The organism is Microbispora sp. NPDC049125 (assembly GCF_040802045.1).
GTDB lineage: Bacteria > Actinomycetota > Actinomycetes > Streptosporangiales > Streptosporangiaceae > Microbispora.
Map to the genome: position 1 here is coordinate 31,923 of NZ_JBEZDW010000020.1, position 25,230 is coordinate 57,152.

Here is a 25,230-nt window from a genome sequence, read left to right on the forward strand (position 1 = left end):
GCGAGCCGCGAGACGGAGCGCGACAGTTCACTTGATCGTCACATCGCGCGCTTATCGTTGATCGTGTGAGCCCCCCACTGGCCGTGGCCGGCCACACGGACGAGGTGCTCGACGTCGTCGGCGGCACCCTCACCGATGCGGAGCGCGGGCGCGCCGAGCGGTTCACCCGCAAGCGGGACCGCTCGGACTTCGTCGCCGCCCACCTGCTCGTACGGCACTGCGCGGCCGAGATCCTCGGCACCCGGGCCTGCATGCTGACCGTGGTGCAGCGATGTGAGCGCTGTGGCGCGGCCCACGGGCGGCCGTGGCTCGCCGAGGCTCCCGACCTGTCGATCAGCCTGGCCCACACCTCCGGATACGTGTGCGCGGTGGCCGGCTACGGCCGGGTCGGTGTGGACGCCGAGCACGCCACCGGCGGGCCGGCGGACGAGGCCCTGACCGCGCTGGCGCTGACCCCGGCGGAGGCGACGATGGTGGGCCGCGACAACCGGGGGCTCATCCGGCAGTGGGTGCGCAAGGAGGCGCTGGTCAAGCGAGGGGAGCTCACCCTCGACCGGCTGCGGGAGGTGGACCTGTCGGACCTGCCGCTCGACGACGGCATGTCGGGGGCGCAGGAGTGGAGGGGCCGCCACTTCACCGAGTGGACGGCCGGCACCGTCATCGCCACGGCCGTCACCGACGAGCCGGCCAAGCTACGGCTCCTGGGCGGGTGACCGTCCCGGCGTCGGGTCGAGGAACACCTGCTTGATCTCCGGGAAGCGTTCCGTAAGGCGGCGCTCCAGCTGGTCGGAGGCGATCTCCAGCCGCTCCCCCGTCGACTCGTCGAGGAAGTCGATCTTCGCGGCGACCATGATCTGGGCCGGGCCCAGCATCACCGTGACGAGCTCCACGACGGCCTCGACCTCGGGCTGACAGGCGAGCTCCGCCCGGATCTCCTCCTCCAGCGAGCTGGGCGCCGACTGGCCGATCAGCAGTGAGGCGTTGGACCGGATGAGGATCAGCGCGACAACGAGCAGGAGCAGGCCGATGGCCATCGACGCGACGCCGTCCCACATCGACGAGCCGGTGAGCTGCGACATCGCCAGACCGGCCGCGGCGACGGCGATGCCGACCAGGGCGGCGGTGTCCTCGAGGACGACGGCCTTGAGCGTCGTGTCGGAGGTGCGCGACAGCATCCGGCGGGAGCTCACCTGCCAGCGTCCCGCCTCGTTGCGGAGCTGGGTCAGGCCCTTCCACAGCGAGACGCACTCGATGACGAAGGAGACGGCGAGCACGATGTAGGAGATGCGGACGTCGCCCAGGTCCTCGCCATGCGTGATGGTGTGCCAGCCGTGGGTGAGCGAGAAGCCCGCGCCGACGACGAGGGTGCAGCAGGCCGCGAGGATGGCCCACAGGTAGCTGGCCCGGCCGTGCCCGAGCGGATGACGGGGGTCCGGGGGCCGCTCCCCCTGTCTGATCGCGGTGAACAGCAGCACCTCGGTGACGGTGTCGGCCGCCGAATGGGCCGCCTCCGACAGCATCGCCGACGACGAGCTGAGCAGCCCCGCGACCAGCTTGGCCAGCGCGATCGCCAGGTTCGCCAGGCCGGCGACGACGACGGTCCCGACACTCTCGCCGTTCTCGCTGCCGCCCATGACCGCTCCATCCGCTCGATCGCCCACCGCGATCTTATGCTGGTCATATGGAAGACCCCCGCTGGCTTACCCCGCAGGAGCAGCGCACGTGGCGGGCCCACCTGTCCGCGCACCGCCTGCTGTTCTACCAGCTCGACCGGGAGCTGCAGGAAACGGGCCTGTCGCTCAACGACTACGAGATCCTCGTCAACCTCTCCGAGAGCCCCGAGCATCGTATGCGGATGAGCGAGCTGGCCGACTCGATGATCCAGTCGCGCAGCCGGCTGTCGCACCAGATCTCCCGCATGGAGGCCGCCGGCCTGGTCTCCAGGGAGGACTGCGAGGACGACCGGAGGGGCACGTTCGCCGTGCTCACCGCCCACGGCTGGGAGACGATACAACGGGTCGCCCCCGGCCACGTGGCCGCCGTACGCCGGCACTTCATCGAGCTGATGACCCCGGCGCAGGTGACCGCCCTGGAGGAGGTCTACGCCCCGATCGTCGACCACCTGCTGGCCATCCGCTCGGCCAGGTGACGAGGACGGCGGTGGACGCGGCGATGGGGGCGATGACGGTCGAACCGATACAGGCGTGACCGCCTGTATCGTCGGTCGCGCTCGCTACGATCCGCGTGTGAGAACAATCACCGGGCTGGTCGTGGCCGCCCTCCTGCTCGTGACGGCCTGCGCGCCGAAGAACGAGACGGCCCTGCCCAGCGGTCCCGGCCTGCTGAACAAGTCGGCCGCGGCCATGCGGGCGGTGAAGACGGTCGCCTTCACGATCGACGCCAAGGACCGCCCGGCCGTCCCCGTACGGCACGCGGAGGGCAGCCTCACCCGGGAGGGCGACGCGAAGGGCAGCCTCCAGATCGAGATCGCCGGCCTGCAGGAGTTCGAGTTCGTGCTGGCCGGTGACACCGTCCACTTCAAGGGGCCGACCGGCGGCTTCCAGACGATGACCAGGCAGCAGCTCGCGGCGATCTACGACCCCTCGGCGGTGCTGACCGGTGTGCCCGATCTGCTGTCCACGGCGCAGGACGTACGGACCGAGTCCGTCGAGGCGGTGGGGGGCGTGAACACCTACCGGATCGCCGCCACCCTGTCCCAGCAGGTCCTGGCCAAGCTGGTCCCCGGCGTGCAGCAGGCCGTGAAGGGCACCGTGTGGGTGGACCAGGCCACCTCCAGGATCGTGCGGATGGAGCTGCCCCTGAGCGGCGGCTCGGTGGTGGTGGCCCTGGACGACTACGACGCGCCCGTGACGATCACCCCGCCGGCCTCATGACCGTCTCCGTCCGGCGGCGTCTGGCACTCGGCGCCGGCGGGGCCGCCGTGCTGCTCGCCGCGCTCGACGCGTACGTCGTCGTGACCGTGCTGGTCGACGTGGCCCAGGACGTCGGCGTCCCGGTGGGCCGCCTGGAGCGGGCGACGCCGGTCGTGACCGGGTTCCTCCTCGGCTACGTCGCGGCGATGCCGCTGCTCGGCGGCCTGTCCGACCGGTACGGCAGGCGCGCTCTCATCCAGGCCTGCCTGGCCGGGTTCGCCGCCGGGTCCCTGGTCACGGCCCTGGCCACGAGCGTCCCCCTCCTCGTCGCCGGCCGCACGGTGCAGGGCGTCGCGGGCGGGGCCCTGCTGCCGATCACGATGGCCCTCGTGAGCGACCTGTGGGACGAGCGGGCGAGGCCCGTGGCGCTGGGCGCCGTGGGGGCCGCGCAGGAGCTCGGCAGCGTTCTCGGCCCCCTCTACGGGGCGGGGCTCGCCGCGGTCGCCGGATGGCGTGGCATCTTCTGGGTCAACCTTCCCCTGGCACTGCTGGCCGCCGTCGCCGTGCACCGCGGCCTGCCCGGGAAGCCGGACGCCCCGGAGGCGGGAAGGGCGGCGGGCAGGGTCGACGTCGGCGGCGGGGTGCTGCTCGCGGTGGCGCTGGGCCTGCTCGTGGCGGGGCTGTACAACCCGGAGCCCGCGAAGTCGGTGCTGCCGCCGTGGGGCCTGCCGTGCCTGGCGGCGGGGGCGGCCGCCCTGATCCTGTTCGCCGCCTGGGAGGTCCGCTCGCCGGTGCGGCTGCTCGACCTGACCGGCGTGCCGGGGCGTCCGCTGTTCGCGACGCTGGCGGTCAGCCTCCTGTCCGGTGCGGCGCTGCTGGTGACGCTGGTGGACGTGCAGCTCGCCGCGCAGACCCTGCTCGGCAGGGACGCGGTCGGCGGCGCGCTGGTCCTCACGCGGTTCCTCGCCGCGCTGGCGGTCGCGGCGTTCCTGGGCGGGCTGCTCGCCCGGCGGCTCGGGGAACGGCCGGTGGCGGTCGCGGGGATGGCGATCGCCGCGGCGGGCTACTTCATGATCTCCCGGTGGCCGGCCGACCTCGCCTCGGCGGGCCTGCGGATGGACGTGGACCTCGCGGTCGCCGGGCTCGGCCTCGGCCTGGTGATCGCCCCGGTGTCGGCGGCGGCGCTGCGGGCCGTGCCCGCGGCGCAGCACGGAGTCGCCTCGGCGGCGGTCGTCGTGGCCCGCATGATGGGCATGCTGCTGGGCGTGGCGGCGCTGTCGGCCTGGGGCTTCCACCGTTTCCAGTCGCTCACCGCCGGCCTCGACACGCCGCTGCCGGTGGGCGTCACAGGGGTGGAGTTCGCCAGGAGGCTGGCCGTGTACACGGCGCGCGTACAGGACGCCCTGCGCACCGAGTATTCGGAGATCTTCCTGATCACCGTGGGCCTGTGCGTGCTCGGCGCGGCGGCCGCCCTGGCACTGCCCGGCCGCGCGAAGCGGCCGGCCGGCGATTGAGTACGGGGGTACTCATGCACCGCCCCCTCGGGCGGGTCAGCATCGTGACAGGTGCTTCCCGGGCCGGCAGGGACGGCTTTCCCATGTGGCCGGGGAGCCCCGTGTCGCCCGCCGTCCCCTGAACCGCCCCGTCACGAACCCCGGGGCCGTTCATCCGTCTGAGGAGCCCCCATGCGCAAGGTCTACTTCGGGTTCACGGTCCTGACGATGATCGCCGTACTCGCCCAGTTCTACCTCGCCACTTTCGGCGCCTTCGAGACCCCGCACCCGGCGGTCGGCGACGAGAGCGCGATGATCGGCTATCACGCCCTGAACGGCACGATGGTCATCCCGCTGGTCTCTCTGCTGACCACGATCGTCGCGGCGCTCGCTCGGGTGGGCGGCAGGCTCATCGGCCTGTCGATCGCGCCTTTGGCGCTGGTCGTGGTGCAGCTGTTCGTCATCTTCCCGCTGGCCGAGCTGGCGGGCGCCAGCGAGAACGAGACCACCACGGCCAGCCTGTTCGTCCTCGGCTTCCACGCCCTCGACGGGGTGGCGATACTGGCGGTGGCCGTCATCCTGCTCCGGGAGGCCCGCGGCCTGCTGAGGGAGACCGCCGTCCTCGGCACGGCCCCGTCCGGGACGTCCACCCCGGTGTGAGGACCGCATCCCTGATCGCCCTCGATCAGATCCTGGTCGTCGGGGTCGCCGGGCTGTGGGCGGCGGCCGCGGGCACCGTCCTCACCGCGGCGCGGGGATCCCTCGCCGCGGGCCCGCGATCCGCCGCTCCCGGCACGGCCGGTCAGAAGGCTGTCCCGGCCGGTCAGGCGACCGGCACGGCGGATCGGTCCCGCCGGAACTCTTCGATCGCCGCGGCGCTGTGCGCCGCGGCGATCGCCGCGACGGCGCTGCGGGTCGTGCTCACCGTCCAGCTGGCGAGGGCGGGCTGGTGGTTCGTCGGGGAGAAGGTGACCCTGGCGCTTCCGCTGGTCGTCGTGCCGGGTGTCGCCGCCGCCGTGATCAGCATTCCCCGGCTGCTGCCCGGCCGGCGCGATCTCGCGGGCACCATCACGGGGGCGGGCATGCCGCCGCGCGCCCGAGGCGGGCGGGGCTCCGCCCGCCTCGTCGCGTTCCCCGTCCTCGTGGCGGCCTACGGAGCGGCGGCGGGCGTCGCCTGCGGCGTCGTGGTCTCCTTTCCGGTCACGGCCGCGGCCGCGGTCGCCGTCCTCGCGTTCTTCGCCGGGGCGTCGGCGGCCACGTGGCGGCTCCTCCCCCCGGGCCGCGGCGCCGACCGATGGCACCTCGCCGGGGCGGCCGTGCTGGTCGTCGCCCTCGTCTGGGCCGTGCCGGGAAGGCTGCAGGGGGGCGCGCTGCACGCCGGGCACGGCGCTGCCGCCGCCGGCGTGCCCGTCAGCCGGCTGCTCGGCCCCTCCGGCCCGGACGCCCGCCGGTTCACCCTGACCGCGAGGCCCGCCACCGTACGGCTGCCGTCCGGCCGGACGGCCGAGGCGTGGTCGTTCAACGGCCAGGTGCCGGGGCCGGTCCTGCGCGTCCGCCAGGGTGACCTCGTGGAGGTGACGCTGCACAACGCGCTGCCCGGCCAGCCGGTCACGATCCACTGGCACGGCTACGACGTGCCCGCAGGAGAGGACGGCGTCCCCGGCGTCACCCAGGACGCCGTCCCGCCCGGCGGCACCCACGTCTACCGGTTCCTGGCCTCCGACGCCGGCACGTACTGGTACCACAGCCACCAGAACCCCAGCGTGGCCGTGCCTCGCGGGCTGTTCGGGATGCTCGTCGTCGACCCCGCGAAGCCGGCGGCACCTGGGACGGAGGACCACACGATCGCGCTGCACACCTTCGGCGACCGGCTCACGATGTCCGTCGACGGCGCGGGGCCCACGGACGGGCTCGCCAGGGCGCGGTTCGCCCCCGGCGCCCCGGTGCGGCTCCGCGTCGCCGACACCGACTCGCTGCCGAGGATCCTCGGGCTGAGCGGCGTGCCGTACCGGATCGCGGCGGTGGACGGCGGGGACGTGCCCCAGCCGGCGGAGTTGTCCGGCCGCCGTCTGAGCCTCGCGGCGGGCGGACGCTACGACCTGACGTTCACCATGCCGTCACGGCCGGTGCTGCTGTCCGTCGAAGGCCATCCCGGGCTGCTGCTCAACGGCTCCGCGCCGCCACCGGCGGCCTCCGGCCCGCTGCTCGACATCACGACGTACGGCGCGCGGGCGGCGGTGCCCGCCCACTTCGGCAGGCGGGTCACCTGGGTGCTGGACAAGACCCTCGCCCTCGTGGACGGGGTACCGAAGCTGGGCTACACGGTGAACGGCAAGGCCTGGCCGAACATCCCCACCCCCGTCGTACGGCTCGGCGAGACCATCGAGATCACCGTGGTGAACCGGAGCGGCGACACCCATCCCATGCATCCGCACGGCCACCACGTCCAGGTCCTCTCCCGCGACGGCGTGCCGGCGAACGGCCTGCGGATGGACACCTTCGACGTGGCGCCAGGGGAGGTGTGGAAGGTCGCCCTGGTGGCGGACAACCCGGGCGTGTGGATGTCCCACTGCCACGACCTGGCCCACGCCGTCCAGGGAATGGAGTTCCACCTGGCGTACGAGGGGATCACGACCCCCTTCGACGTCACCGGGGGCAACCGCCCCGCGTGACTCAGGAACGCAGGTAGGCCAGCACCGCGAGGACCCGGCGGTGCTGGTCGCCGTCCTCGGCGTGCAGCCCGAGCTTGGCGAAGATGCCGCGGATGTGCTTTTCCACCGCGCCGTCGGTGACGACGAGGCGGCGTCCGATCGCCGGGTTCGACTTGCCCTCGGCCATCAGCCCGAGCACCTCACGCTCGCGCGGGGTCAGGGAGCCCAGCGGGTCGTCGCGGCGCCGCCGCACCATGAGCTGCGCGACGACCTGGGGGTCGAAGACCGTGCCGCCTCCGGCGACGCGGCGCAGGCCGTCCATGAACTCCTCGACGTCCACCACACGGTCCTTCAGCAGGTAGCCCACCGCGCCCCGCGCGTCGGCGAGCAGGTCGTCGGCGTAGGACACCTCGACGTACTGGGAGAGGATCAGCACGGGGGCTCCGGGGACCCGCTTCCTCGCCTCGACGGCGGCCCGCAGGCCCTCGTCGGTGAACGAGGGAGGCATCCGCACGTCGACCACCGACACGTCCGGGCGGTGGGCGGCGGACGCCTCCACCAGCTCGTCACCCGTGCCGACCGCCGCCATCACCTCGCAGCCGAACTCCTCCAGCAGGCGGACCAGGCCCTCCCTGATGAGGACGGCGTCGTCGGCCACCACTACCCGCACGGAACCTCCGCCGTGATCATCGTCGGCCCTCCGGCCGGCGAGTGGACGGACAGGCCGCCCTCGACCGCCCGGAGCCGGTCCGCCAGGCCGGACAGCCCGTGCCCCTTGGCGACGTGCGCGCCGCCGACCCCATCATCGCCGATGGTCAGCATCAGGGTGTCACCGATCCTGGTCAGTGTGATCAAGCACGCCTGCGCCCTGCTGTGCTTGGCGACGTTGGTCAGCGCCTCGGCCGTCACGAAGTACACCGTGTTCTCGATCAGGGCGGGGAACCGCTCCGCCGTCTGGACGTCCAGCTCGACGGGGATGGTGCAGCGGCCCGCCAGCGCGGCCAGAGCGGGCGCCAGGCCCCGGTCGGCGAGGATCGGGGGCGCGATGCCGCGTGACAGGGCCCGCAGCTCGTCGAGCGTCTCCCGGGTCGCGGTGATCGCCTGCCCGATCGTGGCGTGGGCGGCGGAGGCGTCCCGCTGCAGCTCCCGCTGCGCCCGCGACAGCTCCATCGCCAGATGCACCAGGCGCTGCTGCGGCCCGTCGTGGATGTCCCGCTCCAGGCGGCGCAGTGCGTCCGCCTCGGCGTGGGCGGCGGCGTTGCGCCCCTCGGTGAGGTCCTCGATCCGCTCCTGCAGCTCGGCGACGCCGGTCAGCAGCGCCTTGCCCAGCGAGGCCTGCAGGACGGCGCACGCCCGGACGACCGGATACAGGGTCAGCGCGGCGAGCGCGCCGAGAGCGAAGTAGAAGACGCTGTCGACGACGTGGCCGCGTCCGAGGCCGAGCAGCTCGGGCAGCCCGTGGTTGCCCGGGATGTCCGACACGATCCACCCGTAGAGGGGGTAGGTGAGCCCCGACACCACCATCGCCCACCAGGTGACGACCACGCAGAACGTGGCGACGGCGACGGGGAAGACGACCAGGCCGTGCAGCATGTCGAGCCACGGCTGCGCGCCGGCCAGCGGCGTCAGCATCCGGCGGAACCAGCCGGCGCCCTCCGGCGCCCGGGGGTAACGGGGCCGGGGCAGGGCCGCCCCCAGCACGCCGCGGATCCGCAGCCGCTCCACGTCGCCCAGTCCCCGTGCCACCAGCGCGGTCAGGGCGAGGGTCGGCACCCCCACCCATACGACCAGCAGCCCGGCTCCCGCCGACAGGCCGGCCACCATCAGGACGAACGTGATCACCGCGAGGGGGAAGGCGACCAGCAGGTAGACCGTGTCGCCCGTCAGGCGCCGTATGAGTGTTCGCATGCCCTCAACCGTAGGGACGGCGAGCCGCCGGATCGATCCCGTGGACGGCAGTCCCGTTGGTAGGGCCAGCCCTACCAACGGGGTCCCGCTCTACTTCTTCCGCTTCTCGCGGATCTTCATCGTGACTTCGATCGGGGAGCCGGCGAAGCCGAACTCCTCGCGGATGCGGCGCTCGATGAAGCGGCGGTAGGTCTCCTCGAGGAAGCCCGAGGTGAACAGCACGAACTTCGGCGGCTCGGTCGACGCCTGCGTGGCGAACAGGATCTTGGGCTGCTTGCCTCCGCGCACCGGGGGCGGCGTGGCCTGCACCAGTTCGGTGAAGAACTGGTTGAGCCGGGCCGTCGGCACCCGGGTGCCCCAGGACTCCAGGGCCCGCTCGATGGCCGGGGTCAGCTTCTCGACGTGCCGGCCCGTCTTGGCGGAGATGTTGACCCGCAGCGCCCACGGCGTGCGGACGAGCTGCCGGTCGATCTCCTTCTCCAGGTAGTAGCGCCGGTCCTCGTCGACCAGGTCCCACTTGTTGAACGCGACCACCATGGCCCGGCCGGACTCGATGGCCAGGCCGATGATCCGCAGGTCCTGCTCGGTCAGCACGTCGGAGGCGTCGATCAGCACGACCGCGACCTCCGACCGCTCCAGCGCCGCCCGCGTGCGCATCGCGGCGTAGAAGTCGGCGCCCTGCAGCTCGCGGTCGCGGCGGCGGATCCCGGCCGTGTCGATGAAGCGGTAGGTCTTGCCGCCCAGCTGGATCAGCTCGTCCACGGGGTCGCGAGTGGTGCCCGCCACAGGGTCGACGAGCACCCGCTCCTCCCCGGCCACCCGGTTCAGCAGCGACGACTTGCCCACGTTCGGCTTGCCCAGCAGGGCCACCCTGCGCGGCCCGCTCCGCTCGCCGAACGTCTGCGGCGGCGTCTCCGGCAGCGCGTCGAGCACCACGTCCAGCAGGTCGCCGCTGGCCCGGCCGTGCAGGGCCGAGACGGGGTACGGCTCGCCGAGGCCCAGCGACCACAGCCCGGACGCCTCCAGCTCCATCTGCTGGTTGTCGACCTTGTTGGCGGCCAGCACGATCGGCTTGCCGGAGCGGCGGAGCACGGCGCCCACGGTCTCGTCGGAGTCGGTCACGCCGATGCTCGCGTCGACCACGAACAGCACCACGTCGGCCAGCTCGGCCGCGATCTGCGCCTGCTCGGCGATCCGCAGCGCCATGCCGGTGGCATCCGGGTCCCAGCCTCCGGTGTCGACCAGGGTGAACCTGCGGCCCCGCCAGGTCGCCTCGTACGTCACCCGGTCCCGGGTCACGCCCGGCACGTCCTCCACGACCGCCTCACGGCGTCCGATGATGCGGTTGACCAGCGTCGACTTGCCCACGTTGGGGCGTCCGACCACGGCGACCACCGGCAGCGGGCCGGCGTCGGCCTCCTCGGCGGCCTCGTCCCCGGAGATCTCCGCGAGCTCCGCCTCGATCCAGGCGCCGTCGTCGTCGAACTCCCCCGTCACTTCCATACCCTGCCTCATCCGGCTGCTTCCTCTCCCGGGCCGCCTGGGCGGCCGGGCTCACTGTTGTCGGTCCGGCCCCCACCGGGCCGTGCCGGGCGGGTCAGGCGGGACGCACGGGTGTCAGGCCCGCTCCTTGACGAGCCGGAGCACCTCGGCGATCACCTCGTCGAGGTCGAGCGGCGTGGTGTCGAGCTCCACCGCATCGGCGGCCTTCGCCAGGGGGTCGGCCTTGCGGTTGGAGTCGAGCGCGTCCCGGCGCGCCATCTCGGCCTTCTGCGCCTCGACGGTGGTGCCGTCCAGCTCCGCCGTACGGCGGTGGGCGCGGGCCTCGGCGCTCGCGGTCAGGAAGACCTTGACCGGCGCGTCCGGCGCCACGACCGTGCCGATGTCGCGGCCCTCCACGACGATGCCGCCCGTGGGGAGCGACACGGCGATGATCTCCCGCTGCATGGCGACCATCCGGGCCCGCACCTCGGGGACCGCGCTGACGGCCGAGACGGCCCTCGTCACCTGGGCGCCGCGGATGGGCCCGCTGACGTCGACGCCGTCCACGGTCACGCCGGGGGCGTCCGGGTCGGTGCTCATCGCCAGCGCCGGCTCGCCCGCGACGGCGGCGACCGCCTGCGGGTCGCCCAGGTCGACGCCCCGATCGAGCATCCACCAGGTGACCGCGCGGTACATCGCCCCCGTGTCGAGGTAGCGCAGGCCCAGGGCGCGCGCCACCCCACGAGAGGCGCTCGACTTGCCCGACCCCGAGGGACCGTCCATCGCGACGACCAGACCCGACACCGGTGTCTCCTTCTCCCATCGAGTTGTCGTCCCCGAGGCTACCGGGACTCGCACGGGAACCGTGCATCGGAGACCCGGCCCGCCCCTTGCCATCCCGCCACAGCGATGGATAGTCTCACTATCCGATAGTAAATAGCGCCACTATCCATTCTGAGGAGACCTCGCATGTTCGGCACCATCGGCCGCTTCGCGGTCCATCGCCGCCGCCGGATCCTGCTGGCCACCCTTCTGCTCGCCGTGATCGCGGCCGCCTGGGGGACGGGCGTCCTCGGCCGCCTGGGAGGCGGCGCCGGCTTCGACGACCCCGGCAGCCCGTCCGTCCACGCCGACACCGTGCTCGCCGGCCCGCTCGGCCGCCACGCCGACGACGTCGTGGTCCTCTACGAGAGCGATCACCTGACGGTGGACGACCCCGCCTTCGCCGGGCCCGTACGGCAGGCCCTGGCGGCGGTCCCCCGCGCGGACGTCGCCCGGCTCGACTCCTACTGGTCCACGGGCGCGTCGCGGTTCGTGTCGCGGGACCGGCACGCCACCTATGTCGCCGTCCAGCTTCGCTCCCCCGACGACCAGGAACGGGTGCGGCAGCTGCGCCGGATCCAGGGCGCCTTCGCGGCCGACGGCCTGACCGTGCGCTTCGGCGGGCTCACCTCGATGATCGACCAGGTGAACCGCCAGACCCTGCGCGATCTCGGCGTCGCCGAGGCCGTCTCGGTGCCCATCCTGCTGATCCTGCTCGCGTTGATCTTCCGCAGCATCCTGGCTGCCCTGCTGCCCCTGGCGATCGGGGTGACCGCGGTGCTGATCTCACTCGCCTCGCTCCGCCTGGTCACGCTCTTCACGGACGTCTCCACGTTCGCGATCCAGGTCGTCACCATCCTCGGGCTCGGCCTGGCGATCGACTACGCGCTGCTGGCGGTGACCCGGTTCAGGGAGGAGATGTCGGCGGGCGCCTCGGTCGCCGGCGCCGTCGAGCGGACGATGGCGACGGCGGGCCGCACCATCGCCTTCTCCGGAGCCGTCGTGGCGGTCTCGTTCGCGGGGCTCACCCTGTTCCCCTCCCGCTTCCTGCTGTCGATGGGGTACGCCGGCGCGGCGACGGTCGCCGGGGCGGTGGTGGCCTCCCTCACCGTGCTTCCCGCGCTGCTCGCGACGCTGGGCAGGCGCCTGAGCCCGGCACGTGCCCGGACGGCCGACCCCGTGACCGGCCGGTGGTACCGCGTCGCCCACGCCGTGATGCGGCGCCCCCTGGCGAGCGCCGTGGCGATCGTGGCGGTCCTGGCCGCCCTCGGCCTGCCGTTCCTCGGGGTGAACTGGGCGCGGCCCGCCGACTGGGTGCTGCCCACGAGCGCCGACGCGCGGGCCGTCACGGCCGAGATGGCCGCCCGCTTCGCCGCCGACCCCGCCAAGGTCGTCACGGCGGTGGTCGAGTCGTCCGTTCCCACCGGCAGGGCGGCGCTGGACGCCTACGCGGCCCGTCTCGACGCGGTGCGCGGCGTCGACGGCGCCGCCGTCACCGGGGTGAACGGCGGCCAGGCCCGGCTCACCCTCGGCTACTCGATGGACCCGATGTCCCGCGACGCCCGGCGGATGGTCTCCGACCTGCGTGCCGTCACGCCGCCGGCCGCGAGCAGGACGTCGTTCACGGGGATGCCCGCCTCCCGGGTGGACATCGTGGACATGGTGACGTCGCGGATGCCGTGGATGGCGCTGTTCGTCGCCCTGGTGTCGTTCGTCGTGCTGTTCCTGGCGTTCGGGTCGGTGGTGCTGCCCCTCAAGTCCGTGCTGCTGAACCTGCTGTCGCTGTCGGCGTCGTTCGGCGCGATCACGTGGATCTTCCAGGACGGCCACCTCGCCGGCCTGCTCGGCTTCACGCCGGTGGGGGCCGTGGACGTCAACTTTCCCGTGCTCATCATCGCGATCGCCTTCGGCCTGGCCATGGACTACGAGGTGTTCCTGCTGTCCCGGGTGCGGGAGGAGTACGACCGCACGGGCGACGTCGCCGAGTCGATGGCCCTCGGACTGCAGCGGACGGCCCGCGTCATCACCAGCGCCGCCCTGCTGGTCGCCGTGGTGGTGGGCGGCTTCGTCCTGTCCGGCATCACGTTCATGAAGATGGCCGGGGTGGGCCTGATGATCGCGGTGGCGGTGGACGCCACCCTGGTGCGGGGCCTGCTCGTCCCCGCCGCCATGCGGCTGCTCGGCCGGTGGGCCTGGTGGGCGCCGGGGCCGCTGGCCCGCTGGTGGCGGCGCCACGGCCTGCCCGAGCAGGCGGCGTCGTCCCCGCCGGGGCTCCAGGGCACGGGGTCCCTCACGGCAGCCGTCCCCGCCGCGGAAGCGCCGTGACGTGACCGTCGTCGCACTCCCGCACGTAGCCCAGGCCGGCTGCCCTCTCCACCCCGCCAGCGTATTACGCAACAGCGTTGCTATCCTGGAGAAGCACTGATCACGAGCGTCTCGGCTCCTCGGCCCCACGGCGGAGTAGTGCTTCCCCGATCACGAAGGTCTCCATGAGCCCCCTCACCCCGGCGCAGCGCTGGGCTGCGCTCCTCGCGCTCGCCCTCGGCGGCTTCGCCATCGGCCTTACCGAGTTCGTCGCGATGGGCCTGCTGCCGGACATCGCGCGGAGCCTGCTCCCCGAGTCGTACGCGCGGTCCACCTCCGAGGCCCTGGCCCACGCAGGCTGGATGATCAGCATGTACGCGCTGGGCGTCGTGATCGGCGCGCCGCTGTTCGCGGCCCTGACCGCCCGCCTGCCGCGCAAGAGGATCCTGCTCGGCCTCCTGGCCGTCTTCATCGTGGGCACCGCCGCCTCGGCGGCCGCGCCGACGTTCGGACTCGTGCTCGCCGCCCGCTTCGTGGCGGCCCTGCCGCACGGGGCCTATTTCGGCGCGGCGGGCCTGGTCGCCGCGTCGATCATGGGGCCGGGCAGCCACGGCAAGGGCTTCGCGGTCGCGCTCGGCGGCCTGACGGTGGCCAACGTCGTCGGCGTGCCCGTGATCACCCACATCGGCCAGTCGGCGGGGTGGCGGCTGGCCTACCTGATCATCGCCGTGATCTTCGCTTTGACGCTGGTCGCCGTGCTGGCGACCGTGCCCTCGATCGCCGCCCACCCGGGCGGCTCGGCCCGCAGCGAGCTGCGCGCCTTCCGCACGCCGCAGGTGTGGCTCGTGGCGGCCACCGCGTCGATCGGCTTCGGCGGGTTCTTCGCCATCGACAGCTACATCGCGCCGGTGACGACGCATGTCGCCGGCCTTCCCGCCTCGACCGTCCCGTGGGTCCTCGTCGCGATCGGGCTCGGCATGACCGTCGGGAACGCCGCGGGAGGATGGGCGTCCGACCGGAACCTGCGGCGCTCCATCCTCGCCGGCTTCTGCGTCTTCATCGCCTCGATGGTGGCCTTCGCGTTGCTCGCCCACTCAGCCGCCGGGCTGTACACGGGCGCCTTCCTGGTCGGCGCCGCGAGCCTGTTCCTCGGCCCCGCCACGCAGTCCCGGCTCATCCAGGTCGCGCCCGGCGCGCAGATGATGGGCGCCGCCGTCAACCAGTCCGCGATGAACATCGCCAACAGCCTCGGCGCACTGCTCGGCGGTGTCGTGATCGCGGGCGGGCTCGGCTACGTCGCGCCCAGCTGGGTCGGGGTCGGTCTCGGCCTCCTGGGCTTCGCGCTCGCGGGGGTCAGCTACACCCTGGAGATCTCCGGCAGCCGTACGGCGGCGAGCAAGCCGCTGCCTGAGCCCGCGAACCGCTGATCCAGGAGCGAACGAGCAGGTCGCGACAGGCCCTCTAGAGGTAAACCTCTCTAGGTCGGCACCTGCCACCCGCGCTCGCGCAGGCCCTCGGCGAGGACGGCCGCGGCCTCGGGCTGGACGTACAGCTCGGCCGCGCCGAGGGGCAGCCCGGAAGCGTGCTCCAGCCTGATGTCCTCGATGTTGACACCGGTCTGCCCGGCCGCCTGCACGAGGCGGGCCAGCTCGCCGGGCCGGTCGCCGATGAGCACCTGCACCACCGCGTACGTACGGGCGGGGCCGCCGTGCTTGCCGGGGATGCGGGCGGTGCCGCGCACGCCGCGGGAGAGCAGGTCGGTGACGTCCGTCATGGCCGACTGGTCGCCCGCCAGGGACCTCAGGGACCTGGCCACCGCCGACAGGTCGGCCACCACCGCCTCGATCACCTCGGCGACCGGGATCGCGTTGCCCGACAGGATGCCCATCCACAGCGCGGGGTCGCTCGCCGCGATACGGGTCACGTCGCGCACCCCCTGCCCGGACAGGCCGAGCGCCGTCTCGGAGGCCTCCGCCAGCCGCGCCGCCACGGCGGCGGCGGTGACATGCGGGGCGTGCGAGACGATCGCCACCGCCCGGTCGTGCTCCTGGGCGCTCACCCTGACCGGGTTGCCTCCGCACATGCCGATCAGCTCCACGACCGTCCGGAGGGCCCGCTCCGACACCACCTCGGTGGGGCAGTACGCCCAGGGCCGGCCCAGGAACAGGTCGCTCCTCGCCGCGGCCGGGCCCGACCTCTCCCGTCCCGCCAGCGGATGCCCGGCGACGAACGCGGACAGGTCGCAGCCGAGCTGCGCCGCCTGGGTCAGCGGGAGCACCTTGACGCTGGCGACGTCGGTGTAGACCCTGGCCGTCTCACGCTTCTGCAGCTCCAGGAGCTGCTGCGCCACGAACTGGGGCGGCACCGCGATCACCGCCAGATCCACGGTGCGGTCGGCCGTCCACTCCTCCCCCGCGCCGAGCCCGCGCGCCAGCCGTACGGCCGCCGGGTCACGGTCGGACAGGAAGACCCGCACTCCCCGCTCGCGCAGGGCGAGCGCCACGGAGGTGCCGATCAGGCCCGTACCGACAACCACCACACTGCCGATCTCGGCGCCCTCGATGGGAGTCATCGTGCTCTTCCTGCCGTCGGGCGGTCCGTCCTGCGGGGCTTTCCTGCCGGCCCACCGGCTCGGACCGCCGGCTCTGGTCTACCGGGGTCTCTACTGCGTCTCTGGATCTCTGGATCTACCGAGCCACTGGGCTCTGGTGCCACTGGGCTCTGGTGCCACTGGGCTCTGGGGCTACTGGGCGATGTCCACGCGCAGCGCCGTCGCGCCCCGCAGGTACACGTGCTGGATCTCCTGCCGGGGACGGTCGGTCGCCACATGGGCCATCAGCCGCACCACCCGGGGCATGGCGCCCGGCACGTCGATCTCGCTCGCGCACAGCAGCGGCACGTCGTGGAACCCGAGCTTGCGTGCGGCGAGAGCGGGGAACTCCGCGGTCAGGTCGGGTGTGGCGGTGAACAGGACGCTGATGACGTCGTCGGTCGTGAGGCCGTTGCGCTCCATCACCTCGGTCACCAGCTCGGTCGTCCCGGCGAGGATGGCCTCACGGTCGTTGGCCTCCACCTGGACGGCTCCACGGATCGCCCGCACCATGTCGTTCCCCTCTCCCCTCGTCACCGGGGGTGGGCGCGCGACCCGCCCACCCCACGGCTTTCAAGCATTGTGCCCGGCTTGCGCCTTTCGCCCGCCGAGCGAAGGTTACAGGCCGACAGACGCGTAGAGCTCGCCCACTTCCTGGAGGCTCAGCGTGCGCACCGTCCCCGGCTTCAGCCTGCCGAGCTTCACCGGGCCGAACTCGATGCGGGCCAGGTCGATCACCCGGTGACCGGTCGCCTCCAGCATCCGGCGGACGATGTGCTTGCGCCCCTCGTGCAGGATGATCTCCACCAGCGCCTGCTGGCCGTGCTCCTGCACGATGCGGAACTCGTCGACCTTGGCCAGGCCGTCCTCCAGCTCCACACCGTTGCGCAGCACCTTGTGCAGGTCGCGCGGGACCGGACCGGGCACCTTGGCCCAGTACTTCTTCTGCACGCCGTAGCTGGGGTGGGTCAGCCGGTGGGCCAGCTCGCCGTCGTTGGTGAACAGCAGCAGGCCCTCGGTCTCGGTGTCGAGCCGCCCCACGTGGAACAGCCGGGGCGCCAGCTCCTGCACGTAGTCGTGCAGGCACGGGCGGCCCTCGGGGTCGTCCATGGTGCTGACCACGCCGATCGGCTTGTTCAGGGCGTAGTAGGCCAGCTCCGGCGACGTCGGGATGCGCTTGCCGTCGACGTGGATGACCTGCTTGGCGGGGTCGACCCGGGCGCCGAACCGGCGGACGACCTGGCCGTCCACCGTGACGCGGCCGTCGCCGATCATCTCCTCGCAGGCCCGCCGGCTGGCCACACCGGCCTGGGCGAGCACCTTCTGCAGCCGGTCGCCGCCCGGCACCTCGGTCGTGTCGCGCTCGTCGGCGTAGTCCTTGTCGTAGAAGTCGGGGTCGCGCAGCGGCTGACGGGCGGTCTTGAACGGGTTGCCGCCCACGCCGGGACGCCCCGCCGGAGCGCCGCCCCGGCCTCCCGCCGCGTACGGCCGGACCGCGCGCGGCTGACCCCCACGCGGCTGAGCGGCGCGGGACTGACCTCCACGCGGCTGACCGGCGCGAGACTGGCCGGCGCCGAACCGGCCGCGGGAGCCGCCGCCGTCGGTCGTGCCACCCCACCGGTCGTCACGGTCGGCGCCGCCGATACGGCCGATCGTACGGACCTCGTCGTCCCGGTCGGAGCGGGCACGGGCGCCGCCACGTGCGGCGCGGAAGTCGGTGCGCCCCTGGCCGGATCCGCCGTCGCGCCGGAACCCGCCCCGCTCGTCGCGGAAGGAGGACCGGCCACGGTCGTCGCGCCCGCCACCGGAGTCGCGGTCCGCACCGCTCGGCCGGAAATCGCGTCCGCGGTCCCCGCCGAAGCCACGATCCGCACCACGGTCTCCACCGCCGAAGCCACGATCCGCACCACGGTCTCCACCGCGGTCGCCGCCGAAGCCACGGTCCGCACCACGGTCGCGGTCGCGTCCGCCCTGGGGCTTGCCGAAACGTCCACGGGAGCCACCCGGCCCGCCGCGGAAAGATCCGCGCTCACTCTCGCCACGGCCGGGGCCGAAGTCACGGTCGCGGGACCGGTCGCCCTGATCGGCGCGGTTCCCGGCGAACTCGCGGTCGCCGCGGCCGGGACCGGCGTCGCGGTCACGGCCGCCACGGGCGGCGTCCGCACCCCGGTCGGGACGGCCTGCCCCGAATCCACGGCCGCGGTCCCCGCCGAAGCCGCGGTCGCGTCCGCCTTCAGGCTTGCCGAAACGTCCACGGGAGCCACCCGGCCCGCCGCGGAAAGATCCGCGCTCACTCTCGCCACGACCGGGGCCGAAGTCACGGTCGCGGGACCGGTCGCCCCGGTCGGACTGACCCGCGCGGTTCCCGAAGAACTCGCGGTCGCGGTCGCCGCGGCTGGAGCCGGCGTCGCGTCCGCGGCCGCCCTCCGGCCCGGAGGCCTGGCCGCGTGAGCCGCCGCGTTCTGCGCGGAAGGGCGCGCGGTCGTCGTCGCGGGAGAACCGGCCCGCCGCCGGGCGGCCGCCGCCGCGGGTGTCGTCGTCTCGCGAGGTCCGGGAGCCGGAGCCGTACCCGGACGGGGAGCCCGTGCCGCGGGAGCCGCCTCGCCGGTCGCCCTGGGAGCGGGAGCCGCCCCCCGGCGCGCCCCTGTACCCGCCGCCGGATCCACCGGATCCGCCTCGGGGGCCGCCGCCTTGCTGACCGGTGCTCCGGCTCCGACCGCGTCCCTCACCGGACGGGGTGCCACGCCTGCTGTTCACTACTTGTGCTCCTCAAGGGTTTCCACGTCGTCCGGGAGGAACGGGGCGAGCTCGGGAAGCTCTTCGAGGCTCCGCAGCCCCAGTCTCTCCAGGAAGTAACTCGTCGTCCGGTAGAGCACTGCCTGGCTCTCCGGGTCTGTCCCGGCCTCCTCCACGAGGCCACGTGCGACCAGCGTCCGCATGACGCCGTCGCTGCTCACGCCGCGTACGGCCGCCACCCTGGCCCGGCTCACGGGCTGCCGGTAGGCGACTACGGCGAGGGTCTCCAGCGCGGCCTGTGTCAGCCGCGCCTGCTGGCCGTCCCTGACGAAGCGCTCCACCAGCGGGGCGCAGTCCGCCCGCGTGTAGAAGCGCCAGCCTCCGGCAACCTCCCGAAGGTCGAAACCCCGTCCGGAGGCCGTGTATTCCGCCGAGAGATCGCGAAGGGCCGCCGCGATCTCGGCGGTGGGCCGCTCCAGGACCTGGGCGAGGGTCACCTCGGCGACCGGCTCGTCCACGACAAGGAGGATCGCCTCCAGCGCCGCCGGAAGACCCGGCCCGTCCCCCGGCGTCCCGGTGAGACCGGCCTCCTCTCCGGAGACGCCGTCCCCAGGGGCATCCTCGCCCGGGCCCCGCTCGCCGTGGACACCGTCGAGGTGAGCACCGTCAAGGTGAGCACCGTCGAGAGGGGCACCCCCGCCGAGGCCACCGTCGGGGGCGACAGCGTCAAGGGGGGCAGCGTCAAGGGGGGAGCCGTCACTGACGTCGCGGTCCGCGTCGTCCGTGCGGTCCGCGAGCTCAGGGGCCTCGCTGCGTTCCATCGCTCCTCGTTCGTCGTCCCGGGTTCCGCGCTCCGGTCGCGTTCCCCGGTCGCGGTCTGTCCCGTCCGGCCCACAGGCCTGCCGGGTTTACCCGGCTCAGGGGCGCCTGTCTGCCCGAAGGCAGGGCCGAGGCCCCTGGACCGGCGCGGTGGCGCTCCTGTCAGCCGGGATCGCCGTGGGCCGGGTCCGCCGGGAAGGCGCCGTCCTCACCCGGCCGTCCGTCCTCGTCGGCCGCCCCGTTCTCTCCGGGCGGCCCGTCCTCGTCGTAGTCGTCGCCGACCGTGACGTCCCCGTCCTCGGCGCCCGTCCATGTGACGTACAGGTCGCCGAGCGGTTCGATCTGCTCGAAGGAGACCGCGTCCTCCCTGAACAGCTCCAGGACGGCCAGGAAGCGGGCGACGACCTCGAAGGTCCCCGAGCAGTCGGCGGTCAGCGCCCGGAAAGTCGCCGTGTGCAGCCGCCGTAGCCGTTCGACAAGGATAGCGGCTTGCTCGCGGACACTGCCGAGCGGTTGGTAGATGTGGGACACCGAGACCGACGGCGGCACCTTCGGGGTGAAGGCCCTGGCGGCGATCTTCGCGAGCTGCTCGGGCCCGATGCCGAGCACGAGCTCGGGCAGCAGGTCGGCGAACCGCTTCTCCATCGGCACCGACCGGGGGAAGCGCAGCGCCTCCTCCGCCATCCGCCCAGAGAAGATCTTCGCGACCTCCTTGTACGCCCGGTACTGCAGGAGCCGTGCGAACAGCAGGTCACGGGCTTCCAGCAGGGCGAGGTCCTCCTCGTCCTCCACCTCGCCGGTGGGCAGGAGCCTGGCCGCCTTGAGGTCGAGCAGGGTCGCGGCGACGAGCAGGAAGTGGCTCGTCTGGTCGAGGTCCCACTCGGGGCCCCGCGACCGGATGTACGCGATGAACTCGTCGGTCACCTTGTGCAGGGACACCTCGGTGATGTCCAGCTTGTGCTTGGAGATCAGCCCGAGCAGCAGGTCGAACGGCCCCTCGAAGACGTCGAGATGCACCTGGAAGGCGCCGTGGGGCCCGGTGTCGTGCCCCGTGTCGTGCCCAGGGTCCTGCGCGGTGCCCTGCCCGGGGTCCTTCGCGGCGTCGTGCCCGGTGTCGTCCGCGGTGTCCTGCTCGGTCACGCCACCCATTGTCGCGCACCGCCCTCCCCCGCGGGGGCCCGCCGGCGTGGGGGCCGCCTCAACGGCGACCCGTGCCCGCCCCGCCCGGGACGGACAGCTCACACACGCGCGGGCCACCTGGCCAGGAGCTCGCGGGCCAGCTCGCGGTAGGCGGCCGCGCCCATCGAGCCGGAGTCGAACTGCGTGATCGGCTCGCCGGCCAGCGTCGCGTCGGGGAACCGGACCGTCCGGTTGATGACGGTGTGGAACACCTTGTCACCGAAGCCCTGCATTATCGTCTGCAGGACCTCCCGGGCGTGCAGCGTCCGGGGGTCGTACATCGTGGCGAGCAGGCCGTCGATCTCCAGGCTCTTGTTGAGCCGCTCCTGGACCTTGCCGATCGACTCCATCAGCAGGGCGACGCCGCGCAGCGCGAAGAACTCGCACTCCAACGGGATTATCACGCTGTGCGCGCAGGTCAGCGCGTTGACCGTGAGCAGGCCGAGCGACGGCTGGCAGTCGATCAGGCAGATGTCGTAGTGGGGCAGCAGGGGCTCGAGCACCCGCTGCAGGGCGTACTCCCGGGCGACCTCGTTGACCAGCCTGATCTCCGCGCCGGACAGGAAGATGTTGCTCGGCAGCAGGTCCATGCCCTCGACGCTGCTGTCCAGCAGGACGTCCTCGATCGTGACGTCGGGCTCCTCCATGAGGAGGTCGTAGACGGTCGACTCGAGCGGCCGGGGGTCTATTCCCAGACCGACCGACAGCGCCCCCTGCGGGTCGAAGTCGACGAGCAGGACCCGCTGGCCCACCTCGGCCAGCGCGGCGCCCAGGTTGATCGTGGTGGTCGTCTTACCGACGCCGCCCTTCTGGTTCACCATGGCGACGATGCGCGCGGGCCCGTGGGTGACCGGCGGTGTCGGGTCGGGGAACACCGGGCGTGGACGGCCGGTGGGCCCGATCGAACCGCCGGGGGCCCCCGCGGTCCACGTGCCCTCTGTGGTCGCAGTCACCTGATTGGTCCTCCCTGACGGCCTCGAACCTGATCGAATCTAAAGGGTAGGCACGCATGCGGCAAGGCGGCGCGCCCACCACCCCGGATATCGCGCGACGGCCGGCGGCGGAGTGGCGGGCCGTGAACCCGGTCGGATCGAGCTGGAGTCGTGTCCTCAACGCAGCGCGCGGGGATGAGCCGCCGCGTAGACCTCCCGGAGCCTGTCGACCGTCACCAGGGTGTAGACCTGCGTGGTCGTCACCGAGGCGTGGCCGAGCAACTCCTGCACCACCCTAACGTCGGCGCCCCCGTCGAGGAGGTGGGTTGCGAACGAATGGCGCAACATGTGCGGAGAAACACCGGAAAGCCCGGCTCGCTCCGCCGCCGCCTGGAGCACCTCCCAGGCGCCCTGCCGGGTGAGCCGGCCGCCCCGCGCGTTCAGGAACAGCGCGGACGTCCCCCGGCCGTGCGCGGCGAGCAGGGGCCGCGCCCTGACCAGGTACGCGTCGAGCGCCTGGCGGGCGAAGCTGCCCACCGGCACGATCCGCGTCCTGCCGCCCTTGCCCCGCAGCCGCACCTGGTCGTGGTCGCGCCCGGCGGCCGGCCCGGTGGGCACGTCGTCCACCGCAAGGCCGACCGCCTCGGAGATCCGCGCGCCCGTGCCGTACAGGACCTCGAGGAGCGCGCGGTTGCGCAGGGCGAGCGGCGACTCCCCGGGCCCGCACGCCGCGATCAGCCGCTCCACCTCGGCGACGGTGATCGCCTTGGGGAGCCTGCGGAGCTGGCGCGGCGGACGGACCTCGTGCGCGGGATCGTGGCCGGAGACGCCCTCGCGCAGGGCGAACCGGTGCAGGCCCCGTACGGCGGACACGGCGCGGGCCGCCGAGCTGGCGACCAGCGCCGGGTGCTCGTCGTCCCCCTCGCGCAGCGCGGCGAGGAAGGCGACGACGTCGGACTCGGCGATCTGCCCGAACGTCTCCAGCCCCCGCCCCTTGATGTGCGCGAGGTAACGCCGCAGGTCACGCCGGTAGGACGCGAGCGTGTTGGCAGACAGCCCTCTCTCCACCGCCAGATGGGCGAGATAACTGGACAGCACCGCCTCGGGCTCGCTCAGAACGTCCCCCTACGGACTCATGCCTCCGGTGCGTCGGCGGGCCGAAGTCCCTTGAAACCGTCGGCGGAAGCGGCGTACGCGGCGAGGATACCGGCCACTGCCGGAGAATTGTGGATCATACCGGTGAGCGCCTTCTCCACGGCCGCTCCCAGGGGGATCCACACCACCGGCATGTCGGTCTCCTCGTGCTGCCGGACGAAGGAGACCTCCTCCTCCGGGATCGCCTCCACGTCGCGGGCGAGGAAGATCCGGATGCGCTCGCCCGACATGCCGGGGGAGGTGAAGACGTCCACCAGCGTGTGCCAGGTGCGGGCCCGGTAGGACGCCTCCTCGGCCAGCTCCCGCGCGGCGCAGTGGACCAGCGGCTCCCCCGGGACGTCGCGGATGCCGGCGGGCAGCTCCCACAGCAGGCGCCGCACCGGGTGGCGGTACTGGCGGATCAGCAGCACGCGCTCGTCGTCGTCGAGCGCGATCACCGCGACGGAGCCGGGGTGGACGACGTAGTCGCGGTCGGCCACCACCCCGCCCGGCATCCGTACCGTGTCCGTGCGGACCGAGATGACCCGCCCGGCGAACCGGTCGGCCGACGCGACGACCTCCCACGACTCCTCGGAGTCTTCGACGTTCACTTGGCACGCCCCGCCTTCGTGACGGCCTCGCGGTCGCCCGCGTAGACCAGGGCCGCGTGGACCAGGCCCTTGAACAGCGGGTGGGCGCGCGTCGGGCGGGAACGGAACTCGGGGTGCGCCTGGGTGCCGATGAAGAACGGGTGCTGGTCGGCGGCGAGCTCGGCGTACTCCACCAGGCGGCCGTCGGGCGACAGCCCGGAGAACACCATCCCGACCTTCTCCAGCCGCTCCCGGTAGGAGTTGCCGACCTCGTAGCGGTGCCGGTGCCGCTCCTCCACCTTCGCCTTGCCGTACAGCTGCCGGGCGAGGGTGCCCTCGCCGAGCTTGGCCGGGTAGAGGCCGAGCCGCATGGTGCCGCCCATGTCACGCTCGCCCGCGACGACGTCCTCCTGGTCGGCCATGGTGGAGATGACCGGGTCGGCGGCCTCGGGGTCGAACTCCGTGCTGTCGGCCCCCTCGATCCCCGCGAGGTTGCGGGCGGCGTCGATGACCATGCACTGCATGCCGAGGCAGATGCCGAGCAGCGGGATCTTCTGCTCGCGGGCGTGCCGTACGGCGCCGACCTTGCCCTCGATGCCGCGGACCCCGAAACCGCCGGGGATCAGCACGCCGTCGACGCCGTCGAGCTCGCGCGCCGCCCCCTCCGGGGTCTGGCAGTCGTCGCTCTTCACCCACCGGATGTTGACCCGCGCGTCGTTGGCGAACCCGCCCGCGCGCAGCGCCTCGGTGACCGACAGGTACGCGTCGGGCAGGTCGATGTACTTGCCGACCAGCGCGATCGTGACCTCCTTGGCGGGCCGGTGGACCCGGCGCAGGAGCTGGTCCCACTCCGTCCACTCCACGTCGCGGAACGGCAGGCCGAGCCTCCTGACGACGTACGCGTCGAGCCCCTCGGTGTGCAGCACCTTCGGGATGTCGTAGATCGAGGCGGCGTCGACGGCCGAGACCACGGCGTCCTCGTCGACGTCGCACATCAGGCTGATCTTGCGCTTGAGCGAGGTGGTGATTGGCCGGTCGGAGCGGCAGACGATGGCGTCGGGCTGGATGCCGATGCTGCGCAGGGCGGCCACCGAGTGCTGGGTGGGCTTCGTCTTCAGCTCGCCGCTCGGGCCGATGTACGGCAGGAGCGACACGTGGAGGAAGAAGACGTTGTCGCGGCCCACCTCGTGGCGGACCTGCCGTACGGCCTCGAGGAACGGCAGCGACTCGATGTCGCCGACGGTGCCGCCGACCTCGGTGATGACCACGTCGACGCCGGGGCCGGCCATGCCCCGGATGCGGTCCTTGATCTCGTTGGTGATGTGCGGGATCACCTGCACGGTGTCGCCGAGGTACTCCCCGCGCCGCTCCTTGGCGATCACGTTGGAGTAGACCTGGCCGGTCGTGACGTTGGCGGAGCCGTGCAGCTCGGTGTCGAGGAACCGCTCGTAGTGGCCGATGTCGAGGTCGGTCTCCGCGCCGTCGTCGGTGACGAACACCTCGCCGTGCTGGAACGGGTTCATCGTCCCGGGGTCCACGTTGAGGTAGGGATCGAGCTTCTGCATGGTGACCCGAAGGCCCCGCAGCTTGAGGAGGCGCCCAAGGCTGGAGGCGGTGAGCCCCTTGCCCAGACTGGAGGCGACGCCGCCGGTGACGAACAGATGCTTGGTCGTTGTGTGCCTGGTCTGGGCGGCGCTGCGCAAAGATGGCTCCCGTG

At 72.9% G+C, this 25,230-nt stretch carries 22 protein-coding genes; 8 read left to right on the forward strand and 14 right to left on the reverse strand.

Features of this window, described 5'->3' with window-relative positions; translation table 11 throughout:
* Positions 1-65: 65 nt before the first annotated feature.
* Positions 66-713: a 4'-phosphopantetheinyl transferase superfamily protein gene (locus tag AB0B72_RS22880; RefSeq protein ID WP_367740923.1), complete on the forward strand. Its 648-nt coding sequence runs from the start codon at positions 66-68 to the stop codon at positions 711-713.
* Here the strand turns inward: AB0B72_RS22880 and AB0B72_RS22885 are convergent.
* On the reverse strand, positions 693-1,634 hold the full coding sequence (locus tag AB0B72_RS22885) for a cation diffusion facilitator family transporter (protein WP_367740924.1): 942 nt from the start codon (positions 1,632-1,634) through the stop codon (positions 693-695). The genes AB0B72_RS22880 and AB0B72_RS22885 overlap by 21 nt on opposite strands.
* A 47-nt stretch (positions 1,635-1,681) precedes the next feature.
* Here AB0B72_RS22885 and AB0B72_RS22890 point away from each other — a divergent pair, with 47 nt between their 5' ends.
* The 5 genes from AB0B72_RS22890 to AB0B72_RS22910 all read left to right on the forward strand — a co-directional run bounded on the left by AB0B72_RS22890 (position 1,682) and on the right by AB0B72_RS22910 (position 7,038).
* Complete coding sequence (locus tag AB0B72_RS22890; RefSeq protein ID WP_367740925.1) at positions 1,682-2,149, forward strand: MarR family winged helix-turn-helix transcriptional regulator; 468 nt, start codon at positions 1,682-1,684, stop codon at positions 2,147-2,149.
* Positions 2,150-2,246: 97 nt separating this feature from the next.
* Positions 2,247-2,894, forward strand: coding sequence for an LppX_LprAFG lipoprotein (locus AB0B72_RS22895; RefSeq protein WP_367740926.1), 648 nt, complete (start codon positions 2,247-2,249; stop codon positions 2,892-2,894).
* Positions 2,891-4,387, forward strand: a complete 1,497-nt coding sequence (locus AB0B72_RS22900; RefSeq protein ID WP_367740927.1) for an MFS transporter — start codon at positions 2,891-2,893, stop codon at positions 4,385-4,387. The genes AB0B72_RS22895 and AB0B72_RS22900 overlap by 4 nt, the downstream gene beginning before the upstream one ends.
* A 171-nt stretch (positions 4,388-4,558) precedes the next feature.
* The gene (locus AB0B72_RS22905) at positions 4,559-5,026 is read left to right on the forward strand and encodes a DUF6220 domain-containing protein (protein ID WP_367740928.1); all 468 of its coding nucleotides are present in this window, start codon (positions 4,559-4,561) and stop codon (positions 5,024-5,026) included.
* Positions 5,023-7,038 (forward strand): multicopper oxidase family protein, encoded by a 2,016-nt coding sequence (locus AB0B72_RS22910; protein WP_367740929.1) that lies wholly within the window; start codon positions 5,023-5,025, stop codon positions 7,036-7,038. The genes AB0B72_RS22905 and AB0B72_RS22910 overlap by 4 nt, the downstream gene beginning before the upstream one ends.
* 1 nt (position 7,039) lies before the next feature.
* On the opposite strand, the gene AB0B72_RS22915 is transcribed toward AB0B72_RS22910, so the two are convergent.
* The 4 genes from AB0B72_RS22915 to cmk form a co-directional block, all read right to left on the reverse strand.
* Positions 7,040-7,687 (reverse strand): response regulator, encoded by a 648-nt coding sequence (locus AB0B72_RS22915; protein WP_367740930.1) that lies wholly within the window; start codon positions 7,685-7,687, stop codon positions 7,040-7,042.
* Entirely contained in the window at positions 7,678-8,925 is a 1,248-nt protein-coding gene (locus AB0B72_RS22920; RefSeq protein ID WP_367740931.1) for a sensor histidine kinase, read from the reverse strand. The genes AB0B72_RS22915 and AB0B72_RS22920 overlap by 10 nt, the downstream gene beginning before the upstream one ends.
* Positions 8,926-9,015: 90 nt before the next feature.
* Positions 9,016-10,428 (reverse strand): ribosome biogenesis GTPase Der, encoded by a 1,413-nt coding sequence (der, locus tag AB0B72_RS22925; protein ID WP_367740932.1) that lies wholly within the window; start codon positions 10,426-10,428, stop codon positions 9,016-9,018.
* A gap of 114 nt (positions 10,429-10,542) precedes the next feature.
* Entirely contained in the window at positions 10,543-11,190 is a 648-nt protein-coding gene (cmk, locus tag AB0B72_RS22930; RefSeq protein ID WP_367741014.1) for a (d)CMP kinase, read from the reverse strand.
* Between the two features lie 186 nt (positions 11,191-11,376).
* Here cmk and AB0B72_RS22935 point away from each other — a divergent pair, with 186 nt between their 5' ends.
* Both AB0B72_RS22935 and AB0B72_RS22940 read left to right on the forward strand, forming a co-directional pair.
* Positions 11,377-13,554 carry an MMPL family transporter gene (locus AB0B72_RS22935; protein ID WP_367740933.1) on the forward strand — a complete coding sequence of 726 codons (2,178 nt, stop codon included), beginning with the start codon at positions 11,377-11,379 and terminating at the stop codon, positions 13,552-13,554.
* 164 nt (positions 13,555-13,718) lie between these two features.
* Complete coding sequence (locus tag AB0B72_RS22940; RefSeq protein ID WP_367740934.1) at positions 13,719-14,960, forward strand: MFS transporter; 1,242 nt, start codon at positions 13,719-13,721, stop codon at positions 14,958-14,960.
* A gap of 50 nt (positions 14,961-15,010) precedes the next feature.
* Here the strand turns inward: AB0B72_RS22940 and AB0B72_RS22945 are convergent, their stop codons facing one another.
* The 9 genes from AB0B72_RS22945 to AB0B72_RS22985 all read right to left on the reverse strand — a co-directional run bounded on the left by AB0B72_RS22945 (position 15,011) and on the right by AB0B72_RS22985 (position 25,216).
* Positions 15,011-16,105, reverse strand: coding sequence for a prephenate dehydrogenase (locus AB0B72_RS22945; RefSeq protein ID WP_367740935.1), 1,095 nt, complete (start codon positions 16,103-16,105; stop codon positions 15,011-15,013).
* A gap of 171 nt (positions 16,106-16,276) precedes the next feature.
* Positions 16,277-16,636, reverse strand: a complete 360-nt coding sequence (aroH, locus tag AB0B72_RS22950; protein WP_367740936.1) for a chorismate mutase — start codon at positions 16,634-16,636, stop codon at positions 16,277-16,279.
* A 105-nt stretch (positions 16,637-16,741) separates the two neighbouring features.
* Entirely contained in the window at positions 16,742-18,880 is a 2,139-nt protein-coding gene (locus AB0B72_RS22955; RefSeq protein WP_367740937.1) for a pseudouridine synthase, read from the reverse strand.
* Positions 18,880-19,398, reverse strand: a complete 519-nt coding sequence (gene scpB, locus AB0B72_RS22960; protein ID WP_367741015.1) for an SMC-Scp complex subunit ScpB — start codon at positions 19,396-19,398, stop codon at positions 18,880-18,882. The genes AB0B72_RS22955 and scpB overlap by 1 nt, the downstream gene beginning before the upstream one ends.
* 442 nt (positions 19,399-19,840) lie before the next feature.
* Positions 19,841-20,695: a ScpA family protein gene (locus AB0B72_RS22965; protein ID WP_367741016.1), complete on the reverse strand. Its 855-nt coding sequence runs from the start codon at positions 20,693-20,695 to the stop codon at positions 19,841-19,843.
* 221 nt (positions 20,696-20,916) lie between these two features.
* The gene (locus tag AB0B72_RS22970) at positions 20,917-21,759 is read right to left on the reverse strand and encodes a ParA family protein (protein ID WP_367741017.1); all 843 of its coding nucleotides are present in this window, start codon (positions 21,757-21,759) and stop codon (positions 20,917-20,919) included.
* Positions 21,760-21,966: 207 nt separating this feature from the next.
* A complete protein-coding gene (locus AB0B72_RS22975) occupies positions 21,967-22,887 on the reverse strand; it encodes a site-specific tyrosine recombinase XerD (protein WP_367740938.1) in 921 nt (306 codons plus the stop codon).
* A gap of 35 nt (positions 22,888-22,922) precedes the next feature.
* Complete coding sequence (locus AB0B72_RS22980; protein ID WP_367740939.1) at positions 22,923-23,534, reverse strand: NUDIX domain-containing protein; 612 nt, start codon at positions 23,532-23,534, stop codon at positions 22,923-22,925.
* Positions 23,531-25,216: a CTP synthase gene (locus tag AB0B72_RS22985; protein ID WP_367740940.1), complete on the reverse strand. Its 1,686-nt coding sequence runs from the start codon at positions 25,214-25,216 to the stop codon at positions 23,531-23,533. The genes AB0B72_RS22980 and AB0B72_RS22985 overlap by 4 nt, the downstream gene beginning before the upstream one ends.
* Positions 25,217-25,230: the final 14 nt, after the last annotated feature.

Coding starts and splice junctions, on each gene's coding strand:
- AB0B72_RS22945 (WP_367740935.1), bottom strand. CDS start 16,105: ATGACTCCCATCGAGGGCGCCGAGATCGGCAGTGTGGTGGTTGTCGGT.
- der (WP_367740932.1), bottom strand. CDS start 10,428: ATGGAAGTGACGGGGGAGTTCGACGACGACGGCGCCTGGATCGAGGCG.
- aroH (WP_367740936.1), bottom strand. CDS start 16,636: ATGGTGCGGGCGATCCGTGGAGCCGTCCAGGTGGAGGCCAACGACCGT.
- AB0B72_RS22905 (WP_367740928.1), top strand. CDS start 4,559: ATGCGCAAGGTCTACTTCGGGTTCACGGTCCTGACGATGATCGCCGTA.
- AB0B72_RS22920 (WP_367740931.1), bottom strand. CDS start 8,925: ATGCGAACACTCATACGGCGCCTGACGGGCGACACGGTCTACCTGCTG.
- AB0B72_RS22900 (WP_367740927.1), top strand. CDS start 2,891: ATGACCGTCTCCGTCCGGCGGCGTCTGGCACTCGGCGCCGGCGGGGCC.
- AB0B72_RS22935 (WP_367740933.1), top strand. CDS start 11,377: ATGTTCGGCACCATCGGCCGCTTCGCGGTCCATCGCCGCCGCCGGATC.
- cmk (WP_367741014.1), bottom strand. CDS start 11,190: ATGGACGGTCCCTCGGGGTCGGGCAAGTCGAGCGCCTCTCGTGGGGTG.
- AB0B72_RS22940 (WP_367740934.1), top strand. CDS start 13,719: ATGAGCCCCCTCACCCCGGCGCAGCGCTGGGCTGCGCTCCTCGCGCTC.
- AB0B72_RS22890 (WP_367740925.1), top strand. CDS start 1,682: ATGGAAGACCCCCGCTGGCTTACCCCGCAGGAGCAGCGCACGTGGCGG.
- AB0B72_RS22885 (WP_367740924.1), bottom strand. CDS start 1,634: ATGGGCGGCAGCGAGAACGGCGAGAGTGTCGGGACCGTCGTCGTCGCC.